This is a genomic window from Rhodospirillales bacterium, from assembly GCA_016699855.1.
Lineage (GTDB): Bacteria > Pseudomonadota > Alphaproteobacteria > Reyranellales > Reyranellaceae.
This window is the reverse complement of the sequence record CP064988.1, coordinates 2,871,789-2,885,610: the sequence shown is the minus strand read 5'-3', so window position 1 is coordinate 2,885,610 and position 13,822 is coordinate 2,871,789. Positions and strand designations below refer to the sequence as shown.

The window sequence follows — 13,822 nt, the reverse complement described above, 5'->3', positions numbered from 1 at the left end:
CGCGGTCAGGCGGCCTCGCGGTCGCGCGCGGCCCGGGCCGCGTCCTCGTCCTCCGCCTGGACCTCGTTGGGTCCGTGCGTGACGTAGTGGAAGAAGCCGACCAGCGCGGCCATCGCCACGCCGGCCAGCGCCACCGGCTTGGCGACGCCCTTCCACAGCTCGACTAGCGGGCTGATCTTCGGATCCTTCGGCAGGTTGGCGTAGATCTGCGGCTGGTCGGCGTGCTTGAGCACGTACATCACGTGCGTGCCGCCGACGCCCTTGGGATCGTAGAGCCCCGCGTTCTTGTAGCCGCGCGACTTGAGGTCGACGATCCGCTTGTCGGCCCACGCGACCATGTCCTTCTTGGTGCCGAAGGTGATCGCCTGGGTCGGGCAGACCTTGGCGCATGCCGGCGCCTGCCCGACCGCGACGCGGTCGGAGCACAGCGTGCACTTGTACGCCTTCTGGTCCTTCTTCGAGATGCGCGGGATGTTGAAGGGGCAGCCCTTCACGCAGTAGCCGCAGCCGATGCAGTTCTCGGAGACGAAGTCGACGATGCCGTTCTTGTACTGCACGATCGCGCCCGGCGACGGGCAGGCCTTGAGGCAGCCCGGATCGTCGCAGTGCATGCAGCCGTCCTTGCGGATCAGCCATTCGAAGCGCCCGTCGACGTCGATCTCCGTGAAGCGCATCAGCGTCCACGTGTTCTCCGTCAGGTCGTGCGGGTTGTCGTAGACGCCGACGTTGACGCCGACCTCCTCGCGCAGGTCGTTCCACTGCAGGCACGCCACCTGGCAGGCCTTGCAGCCGATGCAGCGCGACACGTCGATCAGCTTGGCGATCTCGGTCGACTCGCGCTGGCCCGGCGGCGGCGTGGTGGTCGCCGAGCGGCGGCGCAGGTCGAGGGATTGAAGACTGCTCATGGTCGCCTCCCTCCTACGCCGTGGCCCGGCCGAGTTTCTTCACGTCCACCAGGAACGCCTTGTACTCCGGCGTCTCGATGTTCGCGTCTCCGACGTAGGGCGTCAGCTGGTTGCAGCCGAAGCCCCGCTTGGTCTCGCCGGTGAACCCCCAGTGCAGCGGGATGCCGACGGTGTGGACGGGCTTGCCGTCGATCTTCAGCGCCTTGATGCGCTTGGTGACGACGGCGACGGCCTTGACGCGGCCGCGGTTGGAGCGGACCTCGATCAGGTCGCCGCTGGCGATCCCCTTCTCCTTGGCCAGCTCCTCGCCGAGCTCGATGAACTCCTCCGGCTGCGTCACCGCGTTGGATCGCGTGTGCTTCGACCAGAAGTGGAAATGCTCGGTCAGGCGGTAGGTCGTGGCGACGTAAGGGAAGTCCTCGGCCTTGCCGAACACCTCCATGTCGCCCTTGAACACCCGCGCCACCGGATTGGGGCCGACGTTCGGGTGCAGCGCGTTCTTCACCGGCGCCTCGAACGGCTCGTAGTGCTCCGGGAAGGGTCCGTCGCGCAGCCCGGCGCGCGTGAACAGCCGCGCCGTGCCCTCCTGGTTCATGATGAACGGACCGACGCCGGCCTCCGGCTTCACCAGCGGACCGTAGTCGGGCACGTCGTAGCCGGTCCAGCGCTCGCCGTTCCACCAGACCTGCTTCTGCTTGTCGTTCCACGGCTTGCCGGCGACGTCGGCGGAGGCGCGGTTGTAGAGGATGCGGCGGTTGGCCGGCCACGACCACGCCCAGTTCGGGGTCGCGCCGAGCCCGCCCGGATCCGTCGCGTCGCGCCGCGCCATCTGGTTGCCGCGCTCGGTCCAGCAGCCGGAGTAGATCCAGCAGCCGCAGGCCGTCGTGCCGTCGGCCCGCAGCTCGCCGAAGCCGTTGAGCAGCGTGCCCTTGGCCATGGCGACCCGCGTGGCGTCGCGCGGATCGGGGATGTTGGCGATCGCGCGGCCGTTGATCTCGCGCGCCAGCTCCTCCGGCTGCGGCGCGGCCGGGTTCGCGTACGCCCAGTCGAGCTTGAGGATCGGATCCGCGAACGCGCCGCCCTCCTTGGCGTAGAGCTCGCGCACCTTGAGGAACAGGCGCGCCATGATGTCGATGTCGGCGATCGCCTCGCCCGGCGGCTCGGCGGCCTTCCAGTGCCACTGCAGCCAGCGGCCGGAGTTGGTCAGCGAGCCGTTCTCCTCGGCGAACACCGTCGTCGGCAGACGGAACACCTCGGTCTTGATGTCCTCGGTCTTCACGTCGTTGTGCTCGCCGTAGTTCTTCCAGAACTCGCTCGTCTCGGTGGCGAGCGGGTCCATCACGACGAGGAACTTCAGCTTCGCGAGCGCCGTGGTGATCTTCTTGCGGTTGGGGAACGACATCAGGGGGGTGAAGCCCTGGCAGAAATAGCCGTTCACCTTGCCCTGGTGCATCAGCTCGAAGGCGCGCAGCACGTCGTAGGCCGGCACGTCGAGCTTGGGCAGGTAGTCGTAGGCCCAATCGTTCTCCTTGGTCGCCGCGCCGCCCCACATCGCCTTCATGAAGGAGACGAAGAACTTGTCGTAGTTCTGCCAGAAGCTGGTCTGGCCGGGACGCAGCGGTTTGAAGCCGCGCGGCTTCATGTAGGTCGCCAGGTCGCCCTCGCGCTCGTTCGGCAGCGTGAGGTAGCCCGGGATCAGGTTGCTCATCAGCCCGATGTCGGTGAGCCCCTGGATGTTGGAGTGCCCGCGCAGCGCGTTCATGCCGCCGCCGGCGAGGCCGATGTTGCCCAGCAGCAGCTGGATCATCGCCATCGCGCGGATGTTCTGCGAGCCCTTGGAGTGCTGGGTCCAGCCCAGCGCGTACATCGACGTCATCACCTTCTGCGGCGACGACGTCTCGGCGATCAGCTTGCACGCCTCGAGGAACTTGTCCTGCGGCGCGCCGGTGATGCGCTCGACCATGGCCGGCGTGTAGCGCTGGTAGTGCGCCTTCATGAGCTGGTAGACGCAGCGCGGATGCTGCAGCGTCGGGTCGGACTTCACGAAGCCGTCGTCGCCGAACTCGTACTCCCAGCTCGCGCGGTTGTAGTCGCGCTTGGCCGCGTCGTAACCCGAGAACAGCCCGTCCTCGAACTTGAAGTCCTCGCGCACGATGTACGGCACGTTGGTGTAGTTCTGGACGTACTCCTTCTGGATCTTGTCGTTGTCCAGCAGGTACTTGATGACGCCGCCCAGGAACGCGATGTCGCTGCCCGGCCGGATCTGGATGAACAGGTCCGACATCGCCGCCGAGCGCGTGAAGCGCGGATCGACGACGATCAGCTTGGCGCCCTTGTTGTGCTTGGCCTCCGTCACCCACTTGAAGCCGCAGGGATGGGCCTCGGCGGCGTTGCCGCCCATGATCACCACCAGGTCGGTGTTCTTGATATCCGCCCAGAGGTTCGTCATCGCGCCGCGTCCGAAAGTCGGGCCCAAACTGGACACCGTCGGACCGTGTCAAACCCTCGCTTGATTATCGAAGACCAGCATCCCCATCGAGCGGACTGTCTTGTACGTCGCCCACGCCGTCTCGTTGGTGGTCGCCGACGCCGCCAGGAAGCCGGTGGTCGTCCAGCGGTTCACCGTCTGGCCGTCGGCGTTCTTGGCGACGAAGTTGGCGTCGCGGTCGGCCTTGACGTGGCGCGCGACCTTGTCGATCGCCTCGTCCCAGCCGATGCGCTTCCATTCCTTCGACCCCGGCGCGCGGTACTCGGGGTACTGCAGGCGGGTCTTGGCGTTGATGAAGTCGAGCAGGCCCGCGCCCTTCGGGCACAGCGTGCCGCGGTTGGTCGGATGGTCGGGATCGCCCTCGATGTGGACGATGGCGCCCTTCACGTTCTTCGCCCGGTCTCCGGTCGAATACATGATGACGCCGCAACCGACCGAGCAGTACGGGCAGGTGTTGCGGGTCTCGGATGTGCGTTCGAGCTTGAAGGCGCGCACCGCGCCCTGCGCCCCGGCGGGCGAGAATCCCAGCGCGGTCAGGGTCGAAGCGCCGACGGCGGCTCCGGTCATCCTGAACAAGCCGCGCCGGGTGACATTCACGACACCCATGCGTTCACTCCCTCGCAACGACGGAGGAGGCGTTCGCTGACGACACATGCCGGAACTTCGACCGGCGCGCCGTTCCGTCTCCCCGTCGGCGCCTTCCATCGGCGCCGTTTCGTTGGGCAAATCTTACGCTGGGGGCGTCGCGCGGTTCAAGCGCGCGCGCGAAATATTGATCAGCGGAATGCGGGGAACGATGGCAGTGAGTGGCCGTTTTTGACGCGGCGCGGTGGCCACTGGACCGATCCGGTCGGATCGGTCCAGCGGTACATCAAGGAAGACGCGCCTCAGGCGCGCCAGGCCGGCTTGGAAATCTCCATCGCGACATCGGCGTCGGTGACACCGATGTCCCTGCGCTCGCGCGCGTCCATCCGCGCCAGCTCGTCGCGCTCGCGGACGCGGCGACGCCATGTCGCGAGGATGCTACGGAGCGACGGCCGCGCGGCGGATGCCGCACGGTCCATCGATGGCGCGGACAGCGAGGCCGCGGACAGAGAGGTCAGGGTCGAAGCGGACATGGGGGCTCACCCGTGGAACGGTTGATGTTGATCGGGCAGGGAACGCGAAGCGCGTCTAGGCGGCGCTAATGACCGCGCACGACGTCGACGCGGCCGGCCGGAATGACCCAAGGGCCCTGACCGGTGATGGCCTTGAAGGCGGCCTTGAAGGCGTCGCCGATGAGCCGCGCGCGCGCGATGCGCGCCTGGGCCTCGATGGCGCGGCGCAGTTCGGCGGTCGGAACGACCGGCCGGCCTTCCCGCATGGCGGCTTCGAGTTCGCTGAGAGTGTCGATGCGGAGCCTTTCCAACCTCCAATGGATCGAGGTTGGGCGGCTCCTCCCGTGCCGCGCGTGGATTCTAACGATCGTCTGCGGGCACACAAACGATATGGTGCGCCGCACCATGAGCGCCACCTCGCTTTCCACAAGACCGCTATGCGACCGGCGCACACCCTTCGTCATGATCGTGCAAAGACTGGCCGTTCCGCGCTTCGAAGGGCACTCTCCGCCCGTCAATCGATCAATCGGCGCGATCACGCGCCATGGAGGAACGACATGGACCTGCGTCTGGCCGGCAAAAGCGTCCTGATCACGGGCGGATCCAAGGGGATCGGCTACGCCTGCGCCGAATCCTTCGCGTCGGAGGGCTGCCGTGTGCACCTCGCGTCGCGCGACAAGGGCAATCTGGAGGCCGCCCGCGACAAGCTGCGGGCGCGGTTCAACGTGCCGGTCGAGATCCACCCGACCGACGTCAGCGTCGGCGACCAGGCGCGCGCGCGTCGCGGCCTGCGGCGACAGCGACATCCTGGTGAACAACGCCGGCGCCATCCCGCGCGGCGACCTGATGCTGATGGACGAGCCGAAATGGCGCGCGGCGTGGGATCTGAAGGTGTTCGGCTACATCAACATGACGCGCGCCATGCTGGAGCGGATGTACGCCCGCCGCGCCGGCGTGGTGGTCAACATCATCGGCCTGGCCGGCGAGAAGCTGACCTACGACTACGTCGCCGGCAGCATGGGCAACGCCGGGATCGCCGCCTTCACGCGCACCGTCGGATCGCGCAGCGTCGACCACGGGGTCCGGGTCGTCGGCATCCACCCGCCCGCCACCAAGACCGACCGAATGACGACACTGATGCGTTCGCAGGCGCAGAAGGAGTTCGGCGACCCCGAGCGCTGGCCGGAGCTGACCAAGCACCTGCCGTTCGGCCGCCCGTGCGAGCCGTCGGAGATCGGCGACCTGGCCGCGTTCCTGGCGTCGGACCGGTCCGCCTACACCAGCGGCGTGGTCGTCACGGTCGACGCCGGACTGGCGTCCCGCAACTGAGCCCGCCGGCCGCTCCGCCGCGCCGATTCCCGGCGCGGATTGGATTTCGCTTGCCAACATCGGCGGAGCGCTTAGGAAGCGTTCCAACACCGCCCCGGCGTCGGAGGCGGGAAACCGTGGAGCCGTCAGAGGTCGGTTGGTGCCCGCGACGGCGGGGAGACAGATGATGGATCGTCGCAAATTCGTCCGTAACGCGGGTGTCGGCGCCGCCGCCGCCGGCGCCGCGGCCCTGGCAGCGCCCGCGATCGCGCAGTCGATGCCGGAACTGAAATGGCGTCTCACCTCGAGCTTCCCGAAGTCGCTCGACGCGCTGTTCGGCGCCGCCGAGATCATCGCCAAGGTGTGCGCCGAGGCCACCGACAACCGGTTCCAGATCCGGCCGTTCGCGGCGGGCGAGATCGTCCCCGGCCTGCAGGTCGCCGACGCCGTGCAGAACTCGACCGTCGAGATGGGCCACACGGCGTCGTACTACTATTTCGGCAAGGATCCGGCGTTCGCCTTCGGCACCGCCGTGCCGTTCGGCCTGAACACGCGGCAGCAGGACGCCTGGATGACCCAGGCCGGCGGCGAGCAGCTGCTCAACGACTTCTACAAGAACTACAACATCTTCGCGATGGCCGCCGGCAACACCGGCGCCCAGATGGGCGGCTGGTTCCGCAAGGAGATCAACTCCGTCGACGACATGAAGGGCCTCAAGATGCGGATCGGCGGCTTCGCCGGCCTGGTCATGTCCAAGGTCGGCGTGGTGCCGCAGCAGATCGCCGGCGGCGACATCTATCCGTCGCTGGAGAAGGGCACGATCGACGCCGCCGAATGGGTCGGACCGTACGACGACCAGAAGCTCGGCTTCAACAAGGTGGCGCCTTACTACTACTACCCCGGCTGGTGGGAGGGCGGCGCCGTGCTGCACGCCTTCATCAACCTGGCGAAGTGGAACGAGCTGCCGAAATCGTACCAGGCGGTGCTGCGCGCCGCCTGCGCGCAGGCCAACACCTGGATGGTGTCGCGCTACGACGCCTTCAGCCCCAAGGCGCTCAAGGAGCTCGTCGGCGCCGGCACCAAGCTGTCGGCGTTCCCGCAGCCGGTGCTCGAGGCGTGCTTCAAGGCGGCCGAGGAGGTCTACGCCGAGACCAACGCCAAGAGCCCGAACTTCAAGAAGATCTACGACAGCTGGAAGGAGTTCCGTAAGGACTCCGTGCTGTGGTTCCGCGTCGCCGAGCGCGGCTTCGACGCGTTCCTCGCCCAGGCCTCGGCGCAGAACCGTCTGTAGACGGCGCCGCCGACGCCTCGAACAGCCCCGCCGGAGAGCCTCCGGCGGGGCTTTTTCGTGGCGGGCCGGCGCCGGCCGCGTTGAGCGTTTGAATTTCCTCCCAGCCGTGCCACAGTCGACCATCCGGGTATTCAAGGTCGGCAGGTGGCCGGCCGCCGGTTCGAAAGTCGCAACGGGAGGTTACACGTCATGGATCGTCGTAAATTCGTCAAGCGCGCCGGCGTCGGCGCCGCGGCCGCGGCCGCAACGGCTGTCGCCGCGCCGGCCATCGCGCAATCGATGCCCGAGGTGAAGTGGCGCCTGACGTCGAGCTTTCCGAAGTCCCTCGACACGCTGTACGGCGGCGCGGAGCTGTTCGCCAAGGCGATCGCGGACATGTCCGACAACAAGTTCCAGATCCGCACCTTCGCCGCCGGCGAGATCGTGCCCGGCCTGCAGGTCGCGGACGCCGTCCAGAACTCCACCGTCGAGATGGGACAGACGGCGGCCTACTACTACTTCGGCAAGGATCCGACCTTCGTGTTCGAGACCGGCCTGCCGTTCTCGATGAACCAGCGCCAGGCGCTGGCGTGGCAGTACCACGGCGGCGGCAACCAGCTGCTGCAGGAGTTCTACAAGGACTACAACATCGTCTCCTTCCCGTTCGGCGGCACCGGCTGCCAGATGGGCGGTTGGTTCCGCAAGGAGATCAACTCGATGGACGACATGAAGGGGTTGAAGTTCCGGGTCGGCGGCTTCGCCGGCCTGATCCTGCAGCGCCTCGGCGTCGTGCCGCAGCAGATCGCCGGCGGCGACATCTATCCGGCGCTGGAGAAGGGCACGCTCGACGCCTGCGAATGGGTCGGCCCCTACGACGACGAGAAGCTCGGCCTCGCCAAGGTCGCGAAGTACTACTACTACCCGGGCTGGTGGGAGGGCCACTCGATCGGCTCGCTCTACATCAACAACAAGGCCTGGGAAGGCCTGCCGAAGCCCTACAAGCAGATGGTCGAGACGGCGGCCGCGCAGGTGACCGCCTGGATGGTGCCGAAGTACGACGCCGGCAACCCGGCGGCGCTCAAGCGGCTCGTCGGCGCCGGCACCGTGCTGAAGCCGTTCCCGCGTCCGGTGCTCGAGGCCTGCTTCGACGAGGCCTACAAGTTCTACGACGAGCTGTCGGGCAAGAACGCGAAGTTCAAGAAGGTGTTCGACAGCGTCAAGGCGTTCCGTCTCGACCAGAACCTGTGGTTCCGCGTCGCCGAGAACACGTTCGACAACTTCAACTTCTCGATGTCGGCGAAGGGTCGCTAGCCCCTCCACCATCTTCGACGAGAAACCCCGCCGGGCGACCGGCGGGGTTTCTTTTTGTCGGTGGAGGGATCGGCCGCCGGCTACTTGGTCGCCGGCGGTATCACAATGGGCGCGGGCTCGTCCTGCGATTGGGGCGGCGCCTCTAGTTCTATCTTCACCTTGCTCGGATCGATCTTGAGATCCTTGTCGAGCCCGGCCGTGACCATGCCGGGGAAGGCGATGACGAGCGCCACCATCACGACCTGGATGCAGACGAACGGCACGGCCCCCCAGTATATCTGCGCCGTCGTGATCCCGTCGGTCATCTTGCCGGTGACCTTGTCGATGTACGGATTCTCCGCCGCGACGCTGCGCAGATAGAACAGCGCGAAGCCGAACGGCGGATGCATGAACGACGTCTGCATGTTGACGCCGAGAAGGATCCCGAACCAGATCAGGTCGATCCCCAGCTTCTCCGCCGGCTTCGCCAGCAGCGGCACGATGATGAACGCCAGCTCGAAGAAGTCCAGGAAGAAGGCCAGTACGAACACCAGGACGTTGACCACGATCAGGAAGCCGATCTGGCCGCCCGGCAGCCCGAGCAGCAGATGCTCGACCCACTGGTCGCCGTTCACGCCGTAGAAAGTCAGGCTGAAGACGCGCGCGCCGACCAGGATGAAGATCACGAAGGCCGACAGCTTGGCGGTGCTGTCCATCGCCTGCTTCAAGAGGCTCCAGCTCAGACGCCGGTAGCCCAGCGCCATCAGCAGCGCGCCGGTCGCCCCCATGGCGCCGCCCTCGGTCGGCGTCGCGAGGCCGATGAAGATGGTGCCGAGGACGAGGAAGATCAGCGCCAGCGGCGGCATCATCACGATGATCACCTGCTGGGCCAGCCGGCTGAGCAGGCCGAGCGACGCGAATTTGTTTACCGTCGCGAGCAGATAGGCGGCGAGGCCGACCGCGGCCGCCGACCAGATCCCGGCCCAGCCGAGGAAATTCGACAGGGCCCAACCTCCGGCGATGCAGGCCGCGACCACGACGGCGAGCGACGTGTAGCCGAGACGGCCGTCCGGGTCGCGGATGGTGATCGCCTCGAACGGCAGCGCCGGCGCGCATTTCGGATTGAAGATCGTGCGGCTGAGCACGTAGCCCGCGTAGATCGCGGTCAGCACGAGGCCCGGGATGAAGGCGCCCTTGTACATGTCGCCGACCGACTTGCCGAGCTGGTCGGCGAGCACGATCAGCACGAGGCTGGGCGGGATGATCTGCGCCAGCGTGCCCGAGGCGGCGATCACGCCGGTGGCCAGTTTGCGGTCGTAGCCGTAGCGCAGCATGATCGGCAGCGAGATCAGGCCCATCGAGATGACCGACGCGGCGACCACGCCGGTCGTGGCCGCCAGCAGGGCGCCGACGAAGATCACCGCGTAGGCGAGGCCGCCGGGCACCGGCCCGAACACCTGGCCGACCGTGTCGAGCAGATCCTCGGCCATGCCGCTGCGCTCGAGGATCAGCCCCATGAAGGTGAAGAACGGGATCGCCAGCAGCGTGTCGTTCTCGATCACCCCGAAGATCCGGATAGGCAGGGCCTGGAACAGCGACGGCTGGAACAGCCCGAGATTGATCCCGACGATGCCGTAGAGCAGGCCGCACGCCGCCAGCGCGAACGCCACCGGATAGCCGAGCAGCAGCAGCAGGACCATCGACCCGAACATCACCGGGGCCATCTCGGCCTTCAGGAAGGCGACGGCCCACGGCGCCTGCAGGAACATCGCGGCGACGATCATGACGGCGATGGCCGCCAGAGCGACCCCGAACAGCGAACGAATGACGAACATGGCGGCTGATCTCCGAGGCGCTCAGTGGGGTCCGGTCTTCTCGCCGTACGGATCGGGTATGAGCCCGCGCATGAACGCGATCCGCTTGACGAGCTCCGACAGCCCCTGGAGGCCGAGCATCGCGAAGCCCGCCACGATCAGCAGCTTCACCGGCCAGCGGATCAACCCGCCGGCGTTGCTGGACTGCTCGCCGATCTTCCAGGACTCCATGAAGTACGGCCAGCTCTCGATCAGCATCACGGCGCACAGCGGCAGGAGGAACACGACGTGGCCGAAGACGTCGATCCAGTTGCGCGTCGTGCGCGTCAGCCGGTGCGAGACGATGTCGATGCGGATGTGCTCGTTCCGCAGCAGCGCGTAGCCCGCGCACAGCAGGAACACGGCGGCGAACATGTACCACTGGAGCTCGAGCCAGGCGTTCGAGCTGTTGCTGAAGACCTTGCGGATGATCGCGTTGACCGTGCTGACCACGACGGAGGCGAGGATCAGCCACGAGACCAACCGGCCGATCTGCTCGTTGACACGGTCGATCCAACCAGAGACGCCAAGCAGCGCGCGCATCGATATCCCCCCGCCCTCAATGGCGCGGCCGGCGCGAGCGACCGCCCTCGGCGGCGTGGCGACCGCTGAGTCGCTCGTCTTCCGGACGCTTACCAAGCCTCGTGTTTAGCAGAACGACCGGAGCCGGCTAGCGGAATCTGGCGTCCGCCGGGCCGCCGCCGGCCGGTCATTTGAACTCGACGGGCGGCGGCTCGAAGGTCGCCGGAAGCTCGATCCTGAGCCGGTCGAGATCGAGCGCCGCCGGCTTGTCGAGCAGCGCCGTCACCATCGACGGGAACGCCACCACCAGGCCCACCATGATCAGCTGGAGCACGACCCAGGGGATCGCGCCCCAGTAGATGTCGGAGCTCTTCACCTCCTTGGGCGCCACACCGCGCAGGTAGAACAGCGCGAAGCCGAACGGCGGGTGCATGAACGAGGTCTGCATGTTGACGCACAGGATGACGCCGAACCAGATCAGGGCCGCGTCGGCGCCGACGATCGGCGCCAGCAGCTTCTGCGCCACCGGCGTCAGCATCGGCACGATGATGAACGCGATCTCGAAGAAGTCGAGGAAGAACGCGAGGAAGAACACGAAGAGGTTGACGGCGATCAGGAAGCCCCAGGCGCCGCCCGGCAGCGTCGACAGCTTGTGCTCGATCCAGAGGTTGCCGTCGACGCCGGCGAACACGATCGAGAAGCAGGTGGCGCCGATGACGATGAACGCCACCATCGACGTCAGGCGCATGGTCGCCCGGCTCGCCTGCACGAGCAGGTTCCGCAGCGGCGCGATCGCCGCCGCGCGCACGCACAGCCACGCGATCGCCACGTACATCAGCCCGATCGCGATCTTGAACGGCACCGACTTGAAGTGGCCGCTGAAGCCGATCGCCGCCGCGAGCAGGCAGAACAGGAGCCCGGCCTTGAACGCCAGCGATCCCGAGCGCCCGAGTTCCGGATGCCGGATGACCGCCAGCACGATGGCTCCGACCGCGCCCATGGCGCCGGCCTCGGTGGGCGTGGCAAGGCCCAGCATCATGGTGCCGAGCACGACGAAGATCAGGATCGCCGACGGCACGATGCCCCACAGGCACTTCTTCCAGAGGTCCCATCCGCGCAGGGTGAGATCCTCCTTCGGGATGCCCGGCAGCGCGTTCGGCCGGACCAGCGTCAGCAGCCAGGTGTAGCCCGCGAACAGCGCGATCTGGACCAGCGACGGCCCCCACGCGCCGAGGTACATGTCGCCGACCGACTTGCCCATCTGGTCGGCGAGCACGACGAGCACCAGCGACGGCGGCACCAGCTGCGTGATCGTGCCCGACGCGGCCAGCACGCCGGTCGCGTAGCGCATGTCGTACTTGTAGCGCATCATCACCGGCAGCGAGATCATCGCCATGGCGATCACCTGGGCCGCGACCGTGCCGGTGATGGCGCCGAGGATGAAGCCGACGATGATGACCGAGTAGCCCAGGCCGCCCTTGATCGGCCCGAACAGCTGCCCCATCGAATCGAGCATGTCCTCCGCGAGGCCGCACTTCTCCAGCACGGCGCCCATGAAGGTGAAGAACGGGATCGCCAGCAGCAGGTCGTTGGACAGGATGCTGCCGAAGATGCGGCCGGGGATCGCCTGGAGGAACTCGAAGCCGAAGAAGCCCAGCTCGATCGAGATGAAGCCGAAGAACAGGCCGACGGCCGCCAGCGAGAACGCCACCGGATAGCCGAACAGCATGAACACCACGAGGCCGCCGAACATCAGCGACGGCATCCATTCGATGGGGATCACTGCGTCGGCCTCTCGTATTTGGAGTCGATCTGGACGTAGCCGCGCAGCGCCGCGAACCGCTTGATGATCTCGGAGACGCCCTGCAGCGCCAGCAGGGCGAGGCCGACCGGCACGGCCAGCTTGATCGGCCAGCGCAGCAGCCCGCCGGCGTTGCTCGAGCCCTCACCGACCGCGAAGGACTGCATGAAGAACGGCCACGACAGCCAGCCGATCACGACGCAGGCCGGCAGGAGGAAGAGAACGCCGCCGAGGATGTCGACCCAGTGCTGCTGGCGTTCGGACAGGGTCATGTAGACGATGTCGACGCGGACGTGCTCGTTGCGGCGCAGCGTGTAGGACGCGCCCAGCATGACCGCGACCGCGAACATGTACCATTGCAGCTCGAGCCACGCGTTCGAGCTGTCGTCGAACGCGTAGCGGATGGCGGCGTTGATGCAGCTGACGAAGCAGGAGAGGATGATCATAGCGTCGGCGATCCAGCCGATCCTCTCGTTCATCCCGTCGACGGCCCGGCAATACCCCAGCAGAAAACCCAAGAGCCCCCTCCGCGCGAAAAGGCGCCGTTCGTCCACGCGCCTCCGTGGTCTAGTAGAACGGCCCCGCCGTCAATCCTCGTGCCAGGTCGTGAACTCGCCGATCGGCGCCCGCTCGGCGACCAGGTTGTTCGGCACCGCGTCGGGGTCGGCGAAGCCGACCGCCAGACCGCACAGCACGATCTGCTCATCCGGAATCCGGAGTTCGCGCCGCACGACGCGCTGGTAGCGGCTGAACGCCGCCTGCGGGCAGGTGTGCAGCCCGGCCTCGCGCGCCAGCAGCATGAGCTGGTCGAGGAAGGCGCCGCAATCCAGCCACTGGCCGCCGCCCATGTCGCGGTCGACGCACAGCATCATGCCGACGGGCGCGTCGAAGAAATCGTAGTTCTTGCGGTGCTGCCGATCCATGCCGGCGGTGTCGCCGCGGCCGATGCCGAGCAGCGTGTAGAGCTGCTTGCCGACGGTCTTGCGCCGGGCGTCGTAGGGCGGCCGGAACGGGTCGGGATAGACCTTGTACTCGCGCGTGTCCGGCTCGCCCGCGTCGATCGCGGCCTGGATCGCGGCGCTCAGCCGGGTCCGCGCCGCGCCGGTCAGCACGTGCAGTTTCCACGGTTGCAGATTGCCGTTCGATGCCGCGCGGCCGGCCGTGCGGATCATCCATTCCAGGGTTTCGCGCGGCACCGGATCGGGCTTGAACAGGCGCATCGAGCGCCGCGAGCCGATCGCCTCGGACAGCTTCATCGCCGCCTCCCCGCGCGCGTCCACGCTTCCCG

11 protein-coding genes and 1 pseudogene are annotated in these 13,822 nt (G+C 67.2%); 3 read left to right on the top strand and 9 right to left on the bottom strand.

What is annotated here, in order from left to right; all coding sequences use genetic code 11:
• Window positions 1-5 precede the first annotated feature (5 nt).
• The 4 genes from fdxH to IPK81_13585 form a co-directional block, all read right to left on the bottom strand.
• A complete protein-coding gene (gene fdxH / locus IPK81_13600; GenBank protein ID QQS10683.1) occupies window positions 6-905 on the bottom strand; it encodes a formate dehydrogenase subunit beta in 900 nt (299 codons plus the stop codon).
• Window positions 906-918: 13 nt separating this feature from the next.
• The gene (fdnG, locus tag IPK81_13595) at window positions 919-3,990 is read right to left on the bottom strand and encodes a formate dehydrogenase-N subunit alpha (protein QQS15103.1); all 3,072 of its coding nucleotides are present in this window, start codon (window positions 3,988-3,990) and stop codon (window positions 919-921) included.
• A gap of 290 nt (window positions 3,991-4,280) precedes the next feature.
• Window positions 4,281-4,457 (bottom strand): DUF1127 domain-containing protein, encoded by a 177-nt coding sequence (locus IPK81_13590; GenBank protein QQS15102.1) that lies wholly within the window; start codon window positions 4,455-4,457, stop codon window positions 4,281-4,283.
• 119 nt (window positions 4,458-4,576) lie between these two features.
• Window positions 4,577-4,906 (bottom strand): hypothetical protein, encoded by a 330-nt coding sequence (locus IPK81_13585; GenBank protein QQS10682.1) that lies wholly within the window; start codon window positions 4,904-4,906, stop codon window positions 4,577-4,579.
• A gap of 141 nt (window positions 4,907-5,047) precedes the next feature.
• Between IPK81_13585 and IPK81_13580 the strand changes: the two are divergent.
• The 3 genes and pseudogenes from IPK81_13580 to IPK81_13570 all read left to right on the top strand — a co-directional run bounded on the left by IPK81_13580 (window position 5,048) and on the right by IPK81_13570 (window position 8,379).
• Window positions 5,048-5,819, top strand: a pseudogene (locus IPK81_13580) (SDR family oxidoreductase).
• Between the two features lie 166 nt (window positions 5,820-5,985).
• Window positions 5,986-7,089 (top strand): TRAP transporter substrate-binding protein, encoded by a 1,104-nt coding sequence (locus IPK81_13575; protein ID QQS10681.1) that lies wholly within the window; start codon window positions 5,986-5,988, stop codon window positions 7,087-7,089.
• A gap of 189 nt (window positions 7,090-7,278) precedes the next feature.
• Window positions 7,279-8,379: a twin-arginine translocation signal domain-containing protein gene (locus tag IPK81_13570; GenBank protein QQS10680.1), complete on the top strand. Its 1,101-nt coding sequence runs from the start codon at window positions 7,279-7,281 to the stop codon at window positions 8,377-8,379.
• Window positions 8,380-8,459: 80 nt separating this feature from the next.
• On the opposite strand, the gene IPK81_13565 is transcribed toward IPK81_13570, so the two are convergent.
• The 5 genes from IPK81_13565 to IPK81_13545 form a co-directional block, all read right to left on the bottom strand.
• A complete protein-coding gene (locus IPK81_13565; protein QQS15101.1) occupies window positions 8,460-10,127 on the bottom strand; it encodes a TRAP transporter large permease subunit in 1,668 nt (555 codons plus the stop codon).
• An 87-nt stretch (window positions 10,128-10,214) separates the two neighbouring features.
• A complete protein-coding gene (locus IPK81_13560; protein ID QQS10679.1) occupies window positions 10,215-10,754 on the bottom strand; it encodes a TRAP transporter small permease subunit in 540 nt (179 codons plus the stop codon).
• A 166-nt stretch (window positions 10,755-10,920) separates the two neighbouring features.
• On the bottom strand, window positions 10,921-12,516 hold the full coding sequence (locus IPK81_13555) for a TRAP transporter large permease subunit (protein ID QQS10678.1): 1,596 nt from the start codon (window positions 12,514-12,516) through the stop codon (window positions 10,921-10,923).
• Window positions 12,513-13,013: a TRAP transporter small permease subunit gene (locus IPK81_13550; protein QQS15100.1), complete on the bottom strand. Its 501-nt coding sequence runs from the start codon at window positions 13,011-13,013 to the stop codon at window positions 12,513-12,515. Before IPK81_13550 ends, IPK81_13555 begins: the two co-directional genes overlap by 4 nt.
• A gap of 108 nt (window positions 13,014-13,121) precedes the next feature.
• On the bottom strand, window positions 13,122-13,790 hold the full coding sequence (locus IPK81_13545; protein QQS10677.1) for a nitroreductase: 669 nt from the start codon (window positions 13,788-13,790) through the stop codon (window positions 13,122-13,124).
• Between the last annotated feature and the right edge of the window lie 32 nt (window positions 13,791-13,822).